This is a genomic window from Cellulomonas pakistanensis (genome assembly GCF_016862755.1).
GTDB lineage: Bacteria > Actinomycetota > Actinomycetes > Actinomycetales > Cellulomonadaceae > Cellulomonas > Cellulomonas pakistanensis.
The window spans coordinates 75,882-92,173 of sequence record NZ_BONO01000008.1 but is presented as its reverse complement, the minus strand read 5'-3'; the positions used below and the strand labels follow the sequence as shown (position 1 = coordinate 92,173).

The window sequence follows — 16,292 nt, the reverse complement described above, 5'->3', positions numbered from 1 at the left end:
ACCCGGTCGGCGGGCCCGACCGGTCAGCCCGGCTGCTCGTCCGCGGTCGCCAGCACCGGCCAGCCCTCGGCGTCCCAGGCGATCTCGCGCAGGCCCAGCGTCGGGGTCCCGCCCGTGGCCGCGTCGTAGTAGTGGTAGGCCAGCACGCCGCGCGACGCCGACTGCCCGCCCGGGCCCACCCGGTCCCCGGCCGACTCCAGCAGGACGTCCCCGCCGTCGAGCAGCAGGTCCGTGCCGTCCCGCGTGACGTACGGCCCGGTGACGTCCCGCGACCGCCCGACCGCGATCCGGTAGGTCGAGTCGGTGCCCTGGCAGCACGCGTCCTGGGAGACCAGCAGGTAGTACCAGCCGTCGTGCTCGACGACGTACGGCGCCTCGATCGCGTGCGGCGCGGACAGCCGGCTCGCGAGCCCGACCGGCGTCGTGCCCGCCGCGGGCAGCCCGTCCGGCCAGGCCAGCTCGACCACCTGGATCCCCGACCAGTACGACCCGAACACCAGCCAGGGCGTGCCGTCGGCGTCCTCCACGATGCCGGGGTCGATCGCGTTGTAGCCGTCGGTGGGCTCGGACCGCCACACCTCGCCCCGGTCCACCCAGCCGTAGTCCGGGTCGTCGGGGTCGAGGGTGGGGCTGGTGCGCAGGCCGATGACCGACCGGTTCGACCCGAACGTCGACGCCGCGTAGTAGAGGTACCAGGTGCCGTCGTGCTCGTGGAGCTCGGGCGCCCAGTAGTTCACGACCCCCGGCACGGCCTCCTGGGCCCACCGCGGGGCGTCCGACGGCCCCCACGCGGTGCCGACGTACTCCCACGTCGCGCCGCGGTCGGTCGACCGGCGGACCTGCACGGCGCCGGCGTTCTCCCGCTCGTCGCCGGTCGAGTACACGTACCAGGGGTCGTCGCCCTCGCCGACGACCAGCGCCGGGTCGTGGACGCCGACGTCGCCCGCGACCGGGAGGTCCGTGGCCGCGGGCTCGGCCCCGGCGCGCGCCGCGACCGCCACGCCCCCGGCCGCCGCGAGCGCGACGGCCATCACCGCCGCCGCGACCAGCAGGCCGCGGCGGCGGGGACGGGACGGCGGGGCGCCGGCGGCGGCAGCGCCGTCAGGCACCGAGCCGGACGACGTTCCACGACACCGGCGGCACCTGGACGGTGAGCCGCCCGCCGTCGACCGTCGCGGAGTCGTTGGCCCGGGGCAGCACGGCGGTGTCGTCGTCCGCGGTGGCGACCCAGGTGTGGTCCGGGTTGGACAGCGTGGTGGCGCCGACCACCCGCAGCCCGGGGATCGACCGGGTGTCGACCTCGAGGGTCACCGTCTCGGTCGTCGACCGGTTGACGGCGAACAGCGCGACAGCGCCGGTCTCCGGGTCCCGGGTCGCCACGGCGTCGACCAGCGGGGCGTCGCCGAACTTGGCGGTCTCGTACGTCGGCGCCTCGACGGCCACCTGCAGCACCTCGCCGGTCGCGTACTGCGACGCCTGCGCGAACGGGTGGAACGTCGTCTGCCTCCAGATCCGGCCGCCGGGCTCGGTCATGATCGGCGCGATCACGTTGACCAGCTGGGCGAGGGACGCGGAGTGCACCCGGTCGGTGTGCCGGAGCAGCGAGATCAGCAGGTTGCCGACCACGACCGCGTCGGCGACGTTGTACTTGTCCTCGAGCAGCACGGGCGCCACCGGCCAGTCGTCGCCCGACGGCGGCACCGACTCGGCGCGCTTCTGGTACCAGACGTTCCACTCGTCGAACGAGATGTGGATCCGCTTCGCGATCTTCTTGTGCGCGCGGACGCCGTCGGCCACCGCCGTCACCGAGTCGATGAAGTGGTCCATGTCGACGGCCGAGGCCAGGAACGAACCGAGGTCGCCGTCCTCCTCGGCGTAGTACGCGTGCGCCGAGATCATGTCGACGTACTCGTAGGTCTCGGAGAGCACCGTCTGCTCCCACTGGCCGAACGTCGGGATCGGCACGCCGGACGAGCCGCACGCCACGAGCTCCAGGTCGGGCTGGATCATCCGCATGGCGCGGGCGGTCTCGGCGGCGAGCCGGCCGTACTCGTGCGCGGTCTTGTGCCCGATCTGCCAGGGGCCGTCCATCTCGTTGCCGAGGCACCAGAGCTTGATGTCGTAGGGCTCGGGGGCGCCGTTCGCGCGCCGCTGGTCGGACAGCGCGGTGCCGCCCCTGACGTTGCAGTACTCCAGCAGGTCGAGCGCCTCCTGGACGCCGCGCGTGCCGAGGTTGACGGCCATCATCGCCTCGGTGCCGGAGGCCTTCGTCCACCGCATGAACTCGTCGACGCCGACCAGGTTCGGCTCGGTCGAGTGCCACGCCAGGTCGAGCCGGCGGGGCCGCTGGTCGCGCGGGCCGACGCCGTCCTCCCACCGGTAGCCGGAGACGAAGTTGCCGCCCGGGTAGCGCACCGTCGAGACACCGAGCTCGCGGGTCAGGTCGATGACGTCGCCGCGGAACCCGTCGGCGTCGGCGGAGGGGTGCTCCGGGTCGTGGATGCCGGTGTAGACGCAGCGGCCGAGGTGCTCGACGAACGCGCCGAACGTGCGGCGGCGGACCGGGCCGACCCGGAACGCCGGGTCGATCGTGAGGGTGACGGTGGTCATGGGGGCGCAGCTCCTTCGCTGTCCATGTCTACATCGTTGTAGGCCGATCGTGCCCCGCGCCGGCGGAGCCCGTCAACCATCGCACCTCGACGCTCACCCACCCGCCCCCGACCGTGACCAAACCGTTGCTTGACCGCCCGGCGTGACGCGTGCCACTCTCTCCATCGTTGTAGTGCAACGATGTAGAACACGAGGTCAGAGCCGCCCTCGAACCCGGTCCGCCACCGACGGCGGCACCGGCGCGCGCTCGACCTCGCCCGGTCCACGAGTGGAGGCAACGGCGCGATGACCACCAAGACCCTGCGGGCGACGGCCCTGGCCCTCGCCGGGGCGCTCGCCCTGACGGCGTGCGGCACCGGCGGCGGAGGCGACGACTCGAGCGGCGGCGGCGACGCCCTGACGTTCATGTTCCGGGGCGGCCCGGACGAGAAGGCCGCGTACCAGGCCGCGATCGACAAGTTCACCGAGGACACCGGCGTCGAGGTCCGCATGACCGTGACGGACGCCGACCAGTACGCCACCAAGCTCCAGGCGGCCGTGTCCGGCAACAAGGTGCCCGACGTGTTCTACATCGAGCAGGCCAACCTGCAGTCCTACGTCGGCTCCGGCGTGCTGCTGGACATCACCGACCAGGTCGAGGAGGCCGGCGTCGACCTCGACGACCTCTGGGAGTACGGCGTCGACTCCTACCGGTTCGACGGGACGCTCCAGGGCACGCCCGAGGGCCGGCTGTACGGCCTGCCGAAGGACGTCGGCCCGTTCGCGTTCGGCTACAACAAGACGATGCTCGAGGCCGCGGGCATCCCGCTGCCCGACCCGGACGTCCCGCTGACGTTCGACGAGTTCCGGGACATCGCGAAGCAGCTCACCGTCGACACCGACGGCGACGGTGCGCTCGACCAGTGGGGCACCGGCCTCAACGTGCAGTGGAACCTGCAGTCGATGGTGTGGAGCAACGGCGGCGACTGGACGAACGAGGACCGCACCGAGGTCACCGTCGACACCCCCGAGTTCGCCGAGGCCCTGCAGTACTTCGCGGACCTGACCAACGTCGACGGCGTCACCCCGTCCGCGTCCGAGGCCGCGACCCTCGACACCTACCAGCGGTGGATGGCCGGCGAGATCGGCTTCTTCCCGGTCGGGCCGTGGGACGTCAGCGTCTACAACGACCTCGACTTCGAGTACGACCTGATCCCCTGGCCCGCCGGCAGCACCGGCGAGTCGGCCACCTGGATCGGTTCGCTGGGCATCGGCGTCTCCGCCACGTCGGCCGACCCCGACGCCGCGGTGCAGCTGGCGACCTACCTGTCCGCCGACCCGGACGCGCAGCAGACGCTGGTCGACGCGAACATCCAGATCCCGAACCTGATCGACGTGGCGCAGGAGTGGGCGTCGGCACCGGACGCACAGCCGGCCAACCGCCAGGAGTTCCTCGACATCGTGCAGGACTACGGCCGCGCGATGCCCGCCTCCTTCACCTACGGGGCCGAGTGGTACGACGAGCTCTGGGTGAACATCCAGCCGGTGCTCGACGGCAAGCAGACCGCGGCGGACTACCTCGCGGAGGCGCAGCCCAAGATGCAGGCGCTGCTCGACGAGTCCAACGCCAACGCCGAGATGGCGGGCGGGGCCTGAGCCCCGCTCCCCCGTCGCGCCGGCGCCGCTCCTCGGGCGGGCCGGCGCGGCGGGGCCACCCGTGAAGGAGCACCGGGATGTCACGGATCACCGCCGAACCCACCCCCGTCCCCGCCGCACCCGCGGCCGGCGTCGTCCCGCCGGGCGACGACGGCCGGTCCGCGCCGGGCGCCCGGGCGGCCATGCGCCGCCTGCACCGCACCGAGCACCGCTGGGCCGCCGCGTTCGTCGCCGCGCCCGTGCTCGGGTTCCTCGTGTTCACGCTGTACCCGCTCGGCTACGCGCTGTACGCCTCGCTGACCCGGTGGAACGGCCTGACCGCGCCGCAGTTCATCGGGCTGGACAACTACACGGCCCTGCTCGGCGACGAGTACTTCCTCAAGACGCTGTGGAACACCGCGTTCTACATGATCGGGATCCCGATCGGCCTGGTGCTGGCGCTGCTGCTGGCGATCGCGCTGAACCGGAAGATCCCCGGGCAGACCGCGTTCCGCACCATCTACTACGTGCCGGTGATCTCGTCCCTGGCCGCCATCGCGATCGTCTGGCAGTTCGCCTACAACGGCGACTTCGGCCTCGTGAACCAGGTGCTCGCGTGGTTCGGGATCGACGGCCCCGACTGGCTGCAGAACACCGCCACCGTGAAGCCGGCGATCATCATCATGGCCGTCTGGAAGGGCCTCGGGTACTCGATGCTGCTGTACCTGGCCGCCATCCAGTCCGTGCCGCGGTCGCTCTACGAGGCGGCCTCGCTCGACGGCGCGAACGGCTACCACCGCTTCCGGTGGATCACGCTGCCGATGGTGCGGCCGGTGACGTTCTTCCTCGTCGTCACCAACGTCATCGCGGGGTCGCAGATCTTCACCGAGATCAACATCATGACGCCGACCGGCGGGCCCGAGTTCAGCTCCGCGTCGATCGTCTACTACATCGTCCGCAAGGCGTTCAAGTACCAGCAGATGGGCTACGCCACGGCGATGGCCGTCGTGCTCGGGCTGATCGTCTTCGTCGTCACGCTGATCCAGTTCCGCCTGAACCGGCGCAACTCGTTCAGCATCGACTGAAGGGCCGCCGTCATGTCTCGTACGACCCCGCGGGGCGCCGCCGCGCAGAACCGCCTCGTCAACACCGTCCTGCTCGTGGTGCTCGCCCTCGGCGCGGTCGTCATGATCGCGCCGCTGCTGTGGATGGCCACCACCGCCCTCAAGACCAAGGGCGAGGTGTTCGCGCTGCCCCCGGTGTGGATCCCCGAGTCCCCGCAGTGGGACACGTTCGTGCGCATGTGGACCGAGGCGCCGATCCTGTCGGGCTTCCGGAACAGCATCGTCGTCGCCGGCACCGTCACGGTCGTCGGGTCGGTCACGTCGTCGCTCGCCGCGTTCGCGCTGGCGAAGATGCGGCTGCCGTTCAAGAACGCCATCTTCCTCGGCCTGCTGGCCGGGCTCATGATCCCGTTCCCGACGCTGATGATCCCGCAGTTCGTGATGTTCTCGAAGATCGGCTGGGTCGACACCCTGCTGCCGCTCATCGTGCCGCTGCTGTTCGGCAACATCGTGATGATCTTCTTCCTGCGGCAGTACCTGTCCAGCGTCCCCGACTCGATGGTCGAGGCCGCCAAGATCGACGGGGCGTCCTACCTGCAGATCTTCCGGAGGATGATCTTCCCGCTCATCCGCCCGGCCATCGCGGCGCAGTTCATCCTCTGGTTCATGACGATCTGGAACGACTACCTCGCGCCGATCCTCTACCTGAACACCGAGTCCAAGCAGACGCTGCAGGTGGTCATCGCCAACCTCAACGTCGAGTACGCCACGCAGCGCGACTACCCGCTGATCATGGCGGCGTCGTTCGTGGCGCTGCTGCCGATCCTGGTCGTGTTCCTGATCTTCCAGCGGCAGATCATCGAGTCGGTCGCGCTGACGGGGGCGAAGGGATGACGGCGACGCAGGCCGCGGCCGCGGTCGGAGCCGCCGCGCTCGGCGAGGCCGCGGCGTGGGGCGGGCGGCACGCGCACGACCCGACCGCCGTGCGCGACGACGACGGCACGTACTGGCTGTTCTCCACCGACGCGTCCGGCGACGGGCCGCTGCCCCGGGCCGGCGTGCAGGTCCGGCGGTCGAGCGACCTGGTGACCTGGACCTTCCACGGCTGGGCGCTGGCCGGGGTGCCGGCCGTCGCCGCCGCGTGGTCGGGGGCGTCGGGGCTGTGGGCGCCGGACGTGGTCCGGGTGCCCGACGCCGTGCCGGTGCCGGACGACGCCCGGTGGCGGATGTACTACTCGGCGTCGACGTTCGGGTCGCGGACCTCCGCGATCGGCCTGGCCACCGCGCCGCACCCGGCCGGGCCGTGGGCCGACCGCGGGCTGGTCGTGACCAGCCGGCACGACGCCGACGGCCCGAACGCCATCGACGCGAACGCGGTGGTCGACGGCGACGGGCGGCACTGGCTCGTCTACGGCTCGTTCTTCGGCGGGATCCACGCGCTCGAGCTCGACGCGGCGTCGGGGCTGGTGCTGGGCGCGGACGGGCCGTCGGCGGGGCCGGGGGTGCTGCTCGCGCGGCGGCCGCACGCCGTCGAGGCCGCGGTCGAGGGGGCCTTCGTGCTCCCCCGGCCCGGCGGCGGGTACGCGCTGCTCACGTCGTTCGACTCCCTGTTCGGCACGTACCACCTGCGCGTCGTCGCGGGGCCGTCCGTGACCGGGCCGTACGCGGACGTCCGGGGCCGCTCCGCCACCGACGTCGCGGCCGACCCCGTGGGCAGCGTCGTGCTGGGCGGGCACCGGCTGGCCGGCGGGCGCGGCTGGCTGGCGCCCGGGCACGCGTCGGTGCTGACCGAGCCGCTGGCGAGCGGTGGCGCACGGCAGCTGCTCGTGCACCACGTGCGCGACGCCGACGACCCCGCCAAGCACGAGGTGCAGGTCCGCCGGCTCGCCTGGACGGCCGGTGGCTGGCCGCTGGTGTCGCCGCAGCCGTGGGCGGGCGCCGGCCGCGAGGTCGACGACGAGGCCGCGTGGCCGTCGTCGGTCGGCGAGCTGGCGGGGACGTGGGAGGTGGTGGGGTTCACGCGCGGCGACGCGTTCGCGGCGTCGGCGACGCGGGCGGTCGGGCCCGACGGTCCCGCAGGTGCGCGGGCACTGGGACGAGGGCGGTTCTCGTGGGACGGGGCGTCCGCGCCCGTGGAAGCCGTGGTGTTCCCGGCCTGGGACGCCGTGCGCGGGCGGGCCACCCTCGCCGGCGCGGCCCTCGACACCGCGACCGGCGTGGTGACGGTCGGCACCCGGGTGGGGGCAGACCGGTGAGCGCCGCGACGGAGGCGCGCCGCCGCGTGCCCGTGCACGAGGGCGGCGAGGACGTCGGCGGCTGGGCCGGCGCGGTCATGCGCTGGCTGCGCACGGCCGCGCGGCTGGTCGCGGTCAACCTGCTGGTGCTGACGGGCACCCTGCTCGGCGGGGTGGTGCTGGGCGTGCTGCCCGCGCTCGGCGCCGCGTCGGCCGTGCTCGCGGCGATGGCGGCCGGGGACCCGCCGGAGTCGGTGACGCGCGCGTTCGGGGCGGCGTACCGCGAGGGCTTCCGGCGGGCGAACCGGCTGGGCTGGCCGCTGCTGGTCGTCGGCGCCGTCCTGGCCGCGGACGCGCTCGCGCTGCCGCTGCTCGCGTCCGGTGCAGGGACCGGGCCCGCCGCCGTCGCCGCCGCGGGGCTGCTCGCGCTCGGCTCGGGCGTGCTGGTGGTCGGCGCGTGGTTCCTCGCCGCGCTGCGCCGGTACGACGAGCCGTTCGGCCGCACGTGGCGGTTCCTGCTGCTCGCGCCGGCGGCCTCGCCCGGGACCGCGCTGGCCGTGCTGGTCACCCTCGGGGCGCTGGCGTTCGCCGGCTGGCACCTGACCCCGCTGCTCCCGCTCCTGGGCGCGTCGGCGGCGGTGCTCCTGACGGGCGTGGTCGTCGACCGCCGCCTGGACGCGATCGACGGCACGCCGAGCGCCTGACCTCCGGCCGCCGCTGCCGCCGACAGGCGTCGAGTGGAGAGTTCTGCCCGACTCGCCGAAGCGTGTCGGGCAGAACGCTCCACCCGACGCCACCGAGCGGGACCAGGGTGGACCGGGGCGGGGCGGTCGACGGGCGGGGCGCCGCCGGGTCGGTCAGCATGGGGCCGTGGCCCCCGACCTGCACCTGAGCACCCCCGCGACCCCGTCCGCCCCCGCCGCGCGGCCGACCCGCGGCCGCTGGCTCGTCGCGACGACCGAGTACGCCGGGCTCACCCCGTACACGGGCGGCATCGGGCGGCACTACGCGTCCCTGCTCCCGGCGCTGGTGCGGCAGGGCGCGGCGGTCGACCTGCTCGTGCTCGCGGACGGCCCGCTGCTGCCGGACGCCGACCTGCGCGGCGTGCGGCTCGCCGGGCACGTCCGGCCGCCCCGCGCCCGGGTGCCCGCGCTGCTCGCGCGGGCGGCCGCGGTGCGGCGCGCGTACCGCGCGGGCGGCTACGACCGGGTGTTCCTGCCGGAGTGGGCCGCGCTCGGGGTCGCGCTGCCGGCCGGCGCCCCGCTGCTGACGAACCTGGCCACGAGCACGCGGCTCGCGAACGAGGTCGCCGGGTTCACGCCGCGCTCGTTCGGGCTGCGCGGCGGCGCGGTCGTCGCGGTGCAGAGCCGGCTCGAGGACCGGCAGGTGCGCCGGTCGGCGGGGCTGGTGCCGATCTCGGGCGCGATGCAGCGGTGGACCGAGGAGGCGTTCGCCGGCCTGCCGCCCGCGCGGGTCGTCCGGAACTGCATCGACGTCGCGCACGTGCGGCGCGCCGCGGGGACGGCCGCGCTGCCGGCGGGCTGGCCCGCGGGCGACGACCCGATGGTGCTGTTCCTGGGGCGGCTCGAGCGGCGCAAGGGCGTCACGGACGCCTTCGCGGCGTTCGCGGAGGTCGCGCGGCGGCACCCGACGGCGCGCCTGGTGCTCGCAGGGGCGAGCGGGGACCGCCGGTTCGAGCCCGACCGTGCGGCGCTGCTCGCCGCCCTGCCCGCGGAGGCCCGGGACCGCGTCACCTGGCTCGGGCACGTGGACGACGACACCCTGTACCGGGCGGTCCGCGAGGCGGCGGTGACCATGTGCCCGTCCCGCTGGGAGGGGTTCGGCAACGCCGCCCTCGAGGCCAAGGCGATCGGCGCGGCCGTGGTCGTCACCACCGGCAGCGGCTACGACGACTTCTGCACCGACGGAGAGGACGCCCTCATGGTGCCGCCGGCGGACCCGGCGGCGCTGGCGCGGGCGCTGCTGCGGCTGCTGGAGGACCCGGTGCTCGCGGCCTCGCTGGGTGCCCGCGCGGCGGCGGGCGCGGAGCACTGGACGGCCGACCCGGTCGCGGCGGACCTGCTCGACGCGGCGGACGACCTCCTGGGCCCCGTGCACGCCTGACGCGCGCCGCGGGTCAGGCGCGGCGCCAGGTGCCGCCGTCCCAGCGGACCGCGCCCGCCTCCGCGAACGCCCGCAGCCAGCCCTCCATCGGCCACCGGCCCCAGCGCCGCGCGAACCGCGCGCCGTTGCGCAGGACGTCGTCGAGGTGCTGCCAGGGCGGGCTGCTCGTCGGGTGGTGCTGGTGGTACGCGTGCGCCCCGCCGACCCAGGCCAGCGGCACCCCGGCCGCGCGCAGGGCGTAGCCGAAGTCGGTGTCCTCGCCGCCGTACCCCTCGTACCCCTCGTCGAACCGCGGGCCGTCGGCCCAGCACCGAGCGGTGAGCGCGAAGGACAGCGACCAGAACAGGTCGTGCTCGTCCGGCCCGGCGAGCTGCACCGCGCCGTCCGCCGGCGCGGGCCGGGCGGCGTGCGGGGCGGTGGCCGCCGCGAGGGCCGCCGGGTCGTCGACGTCCGCGCCGGGCGGCAGGTAGGTGACCGGCCCGCACAGCACCGCGCCGGGGTGCGCGGCGGCCGCGGCGGCGTACCGGTCGAGGAGCGCGGGCCCGGGCACGCAGTCCGCGTCCAGCAGCACCAGCAGGTCGGCGCCGAGCGCCACGGCCCGGTCGGCGCCCGCGTTCCGCGCCGCCGCCAGCCGCAGCCCGTCCGGGCCGGGCGGGACCCGGAGCACCTCGTCGGCGTCGAGCGTCGGCGGCTCGTCCGCGCCGACCCAGACCACGACGGTCAGGACGGACGGGTCCCGGCGGACGGCCGCGAGCTGCCGGCGCAGGTGGTCGACGCGCGGCGCCGAGCAGAGCGTCACGACGGCCCGCCGCCCGGCGGTCACGACAGGCCCCCGCGCCGCGCGACGCCGTCGATCGCCTCCGCCGCGCGCGCCGCGGCGCCGGCGGTCCCCCACACCGACCAGTCCGGCTGCAGGGCGGCGGCGCGGTCGAGGACCTCGGGCCAGCGCCCGGGGTCCGGCCACGCGGGCTCGACGACGGCGAGCCCGGCGCGGGCCAGGGCCCGTGCGGTGACGGCCTGCTCGTCGAACGGCCGGTCCTGCGGCACGACGACGGCGCGGGCGCCCGCGACGGCCAGGTCGGCGACCGAGTTCTGCCCGGCGAACGACACCACGGTGTCCGCGGCCGTGAGGGCGTGCCACGGGTCGTCCGACCAGCCCGCGCCCGCACCGAGCGCGGTCCACAGGCGACCCGGCGTCGCGCGCGCGGCGGCGTCGACGTGCGCCGCGGTGACGTCCGAGCCGCCCCGGCCGCCGAGCACCAGCACGCCCGCGCGCTCGACGGCGGACGGCACCCGGCCCTCGAACCGGCTGATCCCACCGGTGAACACCACGCGGTCCCGGACCGGCTCCAGGTGCGCGGCGGGCACCACCCCGTCGGGCCACGGCGCCAGCACCCGGGCCGCGGCGCGCAGGCCGAGCGCGTGCGGCTCGTCGTCGCGCACGCCGGGCTGCGCCACGACCACCGGCGGCACGCCGAGCAGGCGGGCGAGCAGCGTGACCTCGACCGACACGTCCACGACGACCGCAGCCGCCCCGCGCGCGTCGAGCTCGCGGGCGATCCGCGCGAGCCTCCCCCGGTGCCCCGGGTGCAGCAGCGGCGCCCAGTGCAGCAGACCGCCCACGGCGGGGTCGGCGTCCGCGGGCCGGCGACCCGCGACCGGCTCGTCGTCCCGGTCCAGCCGCACCCAGTCGACGTGCGGGGGCAGGCCCTCCGGCTCGGGCAGCGAGCTCAGCGCGACGACGTCGGCGTCCAGGTGCGGGGCGATCGCGCGCAGCCGCCCGAGGTGGCCCAGCCCGTGGTGGTGGACGTACCAGGCGACGGTGCGGCGTGTCACGCGATCAGCCCGGCGGTCGGCCGCTGGGCGACCAGCGCGCGGAACACCTGCTCGAGCGCGTCGGTGCGAGCGTCGAGCCCGTAGTGCCGACGCGCCGCGTCCCGGACCCGGGCCCGGAACCCGGGCTCGGCCGACGACCGTGCCGCCAGCGCCTCCGCCGCGCGGGCCAGGCCGTCGACGTCGCCGCGCGGCACCGCCGTCATGCCGGTCGCCGTGCGGGCGATCTCCCGGATGCCGCCCGCGCCGAACGCCGCGACCGGGGTGCCGCACATCAGCGCCTCCGGCCCGACCAGCCCGAACGGCTCCTCCCACACCGGCGTGCCGAGCGCGACCGCGCTGCGGCCGATCAGCGTCGCGAGCTCGGGCTGACCCAGCAGGCCGACGTAGCGCACGCCCTCGCCGACGTGCGGCAGCACGTGCTCCTCCGCGTACACGCGGTCGCCGACCCGGCCGGCGATGGTCAGCTCGCGGCCCAGCAGCCGCGCCGCGGCGATCGCCAGGTGCGGCGCCTTCTCGGGCACCAGCCGGCCGGACCAGACCAGCCCGTCGCCACCGGGACCGAGCGGCCAGTCGCCCGCGTCGATCCCGTTGGGCAGCACCGTCGCGTCGACGCCGGCCCGCGCCCACTCGCGCCGGGTGTGCGCGCTCACCGCGAGGAACCGGGTGTCCCGGGCGTGGGACACCGCCTCGACGAGCTCGGCCTCCAGCGGGGTGTGCAGCGTCGACACCATCGGCACGCCGAGCGCGGCGGCCCGGCGCAGCGGCAGCCCGTGCAGGCAGTGGTTCGAGATCACGTCGTAGCGGTCCGGGTGGCGCGCGACCACGTCGAGCGCGCGGTCGAGCGCCGGCACCGACCGCTCCAGGTACGCGTCCGGGTAGTGCGAGTCGGTGGCGCGGGCGCCCGCCGGCCAGTCGAGCGTCGGCAGGGCGAACTCGGTGGGCCCGCCGTCCAGGAAGTCCGACCCCTCGACCGCGATCAGCGAGACCTCGTGGCCCCGGGCGCGCAGCGTGCGCACCTCGTTCCACACGGCCGACTCCAGGCCGCCGGCGTGCGGCTGCCGGATCGGGAACCGGAGCGGCGCGACGACCACGACGCGCAGGCGGGCGGTCACCGGGTCCGCCCCGCGAGCAGGCCGCGGTACAGCGCGGCGTGCCGCTCGGCCGCGGCCGCGTCGTCCGCGAGCCGGGCGTGGCGGCGGTCGCGGACCAGCGCCGCTCGGGCGGCGGTGCCGGGTCGGGTCGACGCCGGGTCGCCGAGGAGCGCGCCGAGCGCCGCGGCCAGCCCCGCCGCGTCGCCGACCGGGCCGGACGTGACGACCGAGCCGTCGGGGTGCTGCTCGGCGTAGTACCCGACGGCGGGCGCGGCGACCGGGACGCCGAGGTCCCAGCACAGCTCCAGCCAGCCGGAGTGCGTGCCGTGCGCGTAGGGCAGCACGCAGGCGTCGAGCCCCGCGAGCGCCGCCGCGAGGGCGTCGTCGTCGAGGCGCTCGTGCTCGACGAGGTCGACCACGCCCGGGCGCGCCCCGGCGCACAGCGCGCGGACTTCGTCGCGGGCCGCCTCGTCCCGCACGCGGCGGTGCAGCCGCACCTCGGCCCGCACCGGGACGCCCGACGACCGCAGGTCCGCCACCGCGGCCAGCAGCGCGCTCGTCGCGCCCACGGCGTCGACGTTCGGGCGGAGGTCCTTGAGGTGCAGGCCGACGACCCGCTCGGCGCCGGGGCCGGGGGCGTCCCTCGGCGCGGGGTCCGTGGCGTGCGCCGCGGCGGACGCGTCGCCCAGCAGCCGCGGGTGCGGCACGACCAGCGCGTCCCGCCCCCAGCGCGCCCGGATCTCCGCCGCCGCCCCCGGGGTCAGCGTCACGAGCGCGTCCGCGCCCGGCACGAGCACGTCGAGCTGCGCGCGGTACCCCGACTGGTCGGTGAGCTGCGGGTGCTCCAGGTCGTGCACGGTGAGCACGACCGGCCAGCCCGCGTCCCGCGCGGCCCGGAGCGTGCGCGCCAGGTGCTCGGGGGCGAACGACTCGGTCCCGAAGTGCACGTGCAGCACGTCCGCGTCGCCCGCGTGCGCCCCCACCCACGCCGGGTCCAGCACCACCGGCGGCCACCAGCGCCCCGGCTCGGCGCCGGGCGGGGTCGGGTCCGGCAGCACCTCGAGGCCCGTGGCGGCGGTGACCCTGGCGACGTACGGGTGCCCGGCCGGCACGGAGGCGACCCGCACGGCGCGACGGCCCGTCGTCGGCCACGGGGCGTCCGCCGCCGGTGCCAGGAGGTGCGACATGCGGTCCCTTCGTCGTGGCGGGCGTCGCGCCACCCGGTCCCCGAGCAGCGCGGCGACGCGGTGGTCCTCGGAGTGTGGCGCGGTTGCCGCCTTCCCGCGACTCGACCACGATTGCGGCGATGACCAGGACCGACACCCCCGCGCTGCTCCTGACGGGCCACCCGAGGCACGGCGTCGCCCGCTACGCCGCGGACGTGGCGGCGCGCGTCCGGGCGCTCGACCCGGGCGCGGGTGCGCTCCGCGTCGACGACCCCGCCGACCTGCCCGCGGCCGCGGCCGGGCTCGGCCGCGCGCACCTGCACGTGACCGACCGGCTGCTCGCCGGGTCGCCGGAGGACGCGGCGGACCTCGTGGAGCGGGTGGCCGCGGCGTGCCGCCTCACCGTCACGCTGCACGACGTGCCGCAGGAGTCGGACGGCGCGCGGAACCTGCCGCGGCGGGCCGGCGCGTACGCGCGGGTGGTCGCGGCCGCGGACGGCGTCGCGGTGAACAGCCGGCACGAGGAGCAGCTGCTCGTCGAGCACGGGGTGGCGCCGGCGGGGCGGGCGCACGTGATCCCGCTGGGGTCGGCGGACGCCGCCCCGGCCGCCGCCGACGACGCCGCCACGGCGACCGCCCCCGCCCCGGCGGACCGGCCCGCGCCCGGCGCGCCGCTCGTCGCCCTCGTCGCCGGCTTCCTCTACCCCGGCAAGGGCCACGACGACGTCGTGCGCGCGGTCGCCGCCGCGGCGGACCTGCTCCGCGCCGCCGGCACCCCGCCCGGCGAGGTCGCGGTCGTCGCGGTCGGCGGGCCCTCCCCCGGGCACGAGGACGAGGTGGACCGGCTGCGCGCCGAGGCCGACCGGCTCGGCGTCGCGCTGCGGGTCACGGGCGGGCTGGACGACGACGCGTTCCGCGCGGCGCTGCGCGGGCCGGGGATCCCCGTCGCCTCGCACCAGCACCTGTCCGCGTCGCGCACCCTGCTGGACTGGGGGGAGGCCGGCCGCCGGCCGCTGGTCGTCGACTCGCGGTACGCCCGGGAGATGGCCGATCTGCGCCCGGGCACGCTCGCGACGTACCCGGCGGCGGACCTGCCGGCGTACCTGGCGCGGGCCTGGGCCGACCCGGCGTCGACGGCCCTGCCGCCCGGCGCCGGCCTCGCACCGACGCTCACGGACGTGGCGGCGGCGTACCTGGCCTGGTGGGGCACGGGGGCGGGGGCCGACGGGCGCCCCGCCGACGGGCGGCCCGGGGCCGCCGCATGACCCCCGCCGGCCGGCCGCTGCCCGGCAACCGCTGGGACCTGCTCGACGGCGTCGTCCCCGACGTCCCGCCCACGGTCTCGGTCGTCGTCGTGCACTACGACCAGCAGGCCGAGCTCGACCGCACGCTGCGCGCGCTCGCCCGGCAGGACCACCCGGCGGACCGCACCGAGGTGATCGTGGTGGACGACGGGTCGCCCGTGCCGCCCCGGGTGCCCGACGGCGTGCGCCTGCTGCGCCAGGAGGACCGCGGGTTCCGCGCGGCCGCGGCCCGGAACCTGGGCGCGGCCGCCGCGACCGGCGACGTCCTGGCCTTCCTCGACGCCGACACCGCCCCGGAGCCCGGCTACCTGCGGGCCCTGACCCGGCTGCCGGCGCTGGCGCCCGACTGCGTCGCGGTGGGCCGCCGCCGGCACGCCGACCTCGCGGACGCGCCGCCCGACGCGCCCGTCGAGCGGCTCGGTCCGGAGCGCGAGCTGCCCGAGCCCGCGTGGCTCGTCGACGCCTACCGCCGGACCGGCGACCTGCGCCAGGTCGACGACCGGTCCTACCGGTACGTCATCGGCGCGGTCACGGCGTGCAGCCGCGCGCTGTTCGCGGAGGTCGGCGGGTTCGACGAGGGGTTCGCGGCGTACGGCGGCGAGGACTGGGAGTGGACGTACCGGGCCTGGCTCGCGGGCGCGGTGCTCGCGCACGTCCCGGACGCCGTCGCGTGGCACGACGGCCCCGACTGGTCCGGCCGGGACGGCGCGTCGCGCGCGGGCAAGAACGCCGAGGCGCTGCGGCTCGCGGACCTCGTGCCGGTGCCGGGGTCGCGGCCGCGGGGGCTGCCGTCGGCGCGGGCGGACGTGCTGGTGCACCCGCCCGCCGGCCACGCCTCCCCGGCGCAGCGGTTCGTGGGCGTCGACTCGGTGCTGGCCGGGCTGCCGGGCGCGGTCCCGGCGCCGGACGACGGGCACGCGGACGACGACCGGTACGACCGCGTCCGCCTCGACGTCGTGCTGGAGCGGCCGCTGGTCGCCGACGGCTCCGGGGCCGTGGCAGCGGCCGTGGAGCGGGTGGCCGTCGAGGGCCTGGGCGAGCTCGCCCTGCTCGGGGACGACGGCGCGCCGCTGCTGCGGGTCGTCTCCCGTCGGGCCGCCGCCCGCGAGCGCCGGTGGGGCCGGGAGGACCTGTTCCCGCGCGCGACGGCCCCCGCGGACGGCCTCACGCCCCTGACGGACGAGCCGGACCTCGAGGCCTATCTCGGCGGCTGGTGACCGCGGGCCCGCGACGACCCGACGAGTGGAGG

14 protein-coding genes are annotated in these 16,292 nt (G+C 76.6%); 8 read left to right on the top strand and 6 right to left on the bottom strand.

Annotation, left to right across the window (positions count from 1 at the left end):
* Window positions 1–23: 23 nt before the first annotated feature.
* A complete protein-coding gene (locus Cpa01nite_RS07120; protein WP_239068602.1) occupies window positions 24–1,109 on the bottom strand; it encodes an arabinan endo-1,5-alpha-L-arabinosidase in 1,086 nt (361 codons plus the stop codon).
* The gene (arfA, locus tag Cpa01nite_RS07115) at window positions 1,102–2,610 is read right to left on the bottom strand and encodes an arabinosylfuranosidase ArfA (RefSeq protein WP_203668047.1); all 1,509 of its coding nucleotides are present in this window, start codon (window positions 2,608–2,610) and stop codon (window positions 1,102–1,104) included. Before arfA ends, Cpa01nite_RS07120 begins: the two co-directional genes overlap by 8 nt.
* A gap of 285 nt (window positions 2,611–2,895) precedes the next feature.
* Between arfA and Cpa01nite_RS07110 the strand changes: the two genes are divergently transcribed.
* The 6 genes from Cpa01nite_RS07110 (at window position 2,896) to Cpa01nite_RS07085 (ending at window position 9,646) form a co-directional block, all read left to right on the top strand.
* On the top strand, window positions 2,896–4,245 hold the full coding sequence (locus Cpa01nite_RS07110; protein ID WP_203668046.1) for an ABC transporter substrate-binding protein: 1,350 nt from the start codon (window positions 2,896–2,898) through the stop codon (window positions 4,243–4,245).
* 77 nt (window positions 4,246–4,322) lie between these two features.
* On the top strand, window positions 4,323–5,309 hold the full coding sequence (locus Cpa01nite_RS07105; protein WP_239068601.1) for a carbohydrate ABC transporter permease: 987 nt from the start codon (window positions 4,323–4,325) through the stop codon (window positions 5,307–5,309).
* Window positions 5,310–5,321: 12 nt separating this feature from the next.
* Window positions 5,322–6,182, top strand: coding sequence for a carbohydrate ABC transporter permease (locus Cpa01nite_RS07100; protein ID WP_203668045.1), 861 nt, complete (start codon window positions 5,322–5,324; stop codon window positions 6,180–6,182).
* The gene (locus Cpa01nite_RS07095) at window positions 6,179–7,543 is read left to right on the top strand and encodes an arabinan endo-1,5-alpha-L-arabinosidase (RefSeq protein ID WP_203668044.1); all 1,365 of its coding nucleotides are present in this window, start codon (window positions 6,179–6,181) and stop codon (window positions 7,541–7,543) included. The genes Cpa01nite_RS07100 and Cpa01nite_RS07095 overlap by 4 nt, the downstream gene beginning before the upstream one ends.
* On the top strand, window positions 7,540–8,226 hold the full coding sequence (locus Cpa01nite_RS07090) for a DUF624 domain-containing protein (protein WP_203668043.1): 687 nt from the start codon (window positions 7,540–7,542) through the stop codon (window positions 8,224–8,226). The genes Cpa01nite_RS07095 and Cpa01nite_RS07090 overlap by 4 nt, the downstream gene beginning before the upstream one ends.
* A 166-nt stretch (window positions 8,227–8,392) precedes the next feature.
* Window positions 8,393–9,646: a glycosyltransferase family 4 protein gene (locus Cpa01nite_RS07085; protein ID WP_203668042.1), complete on the top strand. Its 1,254-nt coding sequence runs from the start codon at window positions 8,393–8,395 to the stop codon at window positions 9,644–9,646.
* Between the two features lie 13 nt (window positions 9,647–9,659).
* Here the strand turns inward: Cpa01nite_RS07085 and Cpa01nite_RS07080 are convergent, their stop codons facing one another.
* From Cpa01nite_RS07080 to Cpa01nite_RS07065, 4 genes are read right to left on the bottom strand one after another with little or no spacing between them, the layout of a single operon-like run.
* On the bottom strand, window positions 9,660–10,469 hold the full coding sequence (locus Cpa01nite_RS07080) for a glycosyltransferase family 2 protein (RefSeq protein ID WP_203668041.1): 810 nt from the start codon (window positions 10,467–10,469) through the stop codon (window positions 9,660–9,662).
* Window positions 10,466–11,482 (bottom strand): glycosyltransferase, encoded by a 1,017-nt coding sequence (locus Cpa01nite_RS07075; RefSeq protein ID WP_203668040.1) that lies wholly within the window; start codon window positions 11,480–11,482, stop codon window positions 10,466–10,468. The genes Cpa01nite_RS07080 and Cpa01nite_RS07075 overlap by 4 nt, the downstream gene beginning before the upstream one ends.
* Window positions 11,479–12,594 carry a glycosyltransferase gene (locus tag Cpa01nite_RS07070; protein ID WP_203668039.1) on the bottom strand — a complete coding sequence of 372 codons (1,116 nt, stop codon included), beginning with the start codon at window positions 12,592–12,594 and terminating at the stop codon, window positions 11,479–11,481. The genes Cpa01nite_RS07075 and Cpa01nite_RS07070 overlap by 4 nt, the downstream gene beginning before the upstream one ends.
* Window positions 12,591–13,760 carry a glycosyltransferase family protein gene (locus Cpa01nite_RS07065; protein ID WP_203668038.1) on the bottom strand — a complete coding sequence of 390 codons (1,170 nt, stop codon included), beginning with the start codon at window positions 13,758–13,760 and terminating at the stop codon, window positions 12,591–12,593. Before Cpa01nite_RS07065 ends, Cpa01nite_RS07070 begins: the two co-directional genes overlap by 4 nt.
* Before the next feature lie 119 nt (window positions 13,761–13,879).
* Here Cpa01nite_RS07065 and Cpa01nite_RS07060 point away from each other — a divergent pair, with 119 nt between their 5' ends.
* The gene (locus Cpa01nite_RS07060; protein WP_203668037.1) at window positions 13,880–15,004 is read left to right on the top strand and encodes a hypothetical protein; all 1,125 of its coding nucleotides are present in this window, start codon (window positions 13,880–13,882) and stop codon (window positions 15,002–15,004) included.
* Window positions 15,001–16,260: a glycosyltransferase family 2 protein gene (locus Cpa01nite_RS07055; RefSeq protein WP_203668036.1), complete on the top strand. Its 1,260-nt coding sequence runs from the start codon at window positions 15,001–15,003 to the stop codon at window positions 16,258–16,260. Before Cpa01nite_RS07060 ends, Cpa01nite_RS07055 begins: the two co-directional genes overlap by 4 nt.
* The last annotated feature ends 32 nt before the right edge of the window (window positions 16,261–16,292 follow it).

What these genes read in the sequence shown, in the direction of transcription:
- Cpa01nite_RS07095 (WP_203668044.1), top strand. Translation starts at nt 6,179, where the DNA reads ATGACGGCGACGCAGGCCGCGGCCGCGGTCGGAGCCGCCGCGCTCGGC.
- arfA (WP_203668047.1), bottom strand. Translation starts at nt 2,610, where the DNA reads ATGACCACCGTCACCCTCACGATCGACCCGGCGTTCCGGGTCGGCCCG.
- Cpa01nite_RS07100 (WP_203668045.1), top strand. Translation starts at nt 5,322, where the DNA reads ATGTCTCGTACGACCCCGCGGGGCGCCGCCGCGCAGAACCGCCTCGTC.
- Cpa01nite_RS07105 (WP_239068601.1), top strand. Translation starts at nt 4,323, where the DNA reads ATGTCACGGATCACCGCCGAACCCACCCCCGTCCCCGCCGCACCCGCG.
- Cpa01nite_RS07055 (WP_203668036.1), top strand. Translation starts at nt 15,001, where the DNA reads ATGACCCCCGCCGGCCGGCCGCTGCCCGGCAACCGCTGGGACCTGCTC.
- Cpa01nite_RS07065 (WP_203668038.1), bottom strand. Translation starts at nt 13,760, where the DNA reads ATGTCGCACCTCCTGGCACCGGCGGCGGACGCCCCGTGGCCGACGACG.
- Cpa01nite_RS07060 (WP_203668037.1), top strand. Translation starts at nt 13,880, where the DNA reads ATGACCAGGACCGACACCCCCGCGCTGCTCCTGACGGGCCACCCGAGG.
- Cpa01nite_RS07110 (WP_203668046.1), top strand. Translation starts at nt 2,896, where the DNA reads ATGACCACCAAGACCCTGCGGGCGACGGCCCTGGCCCTCGCCGGGGCG.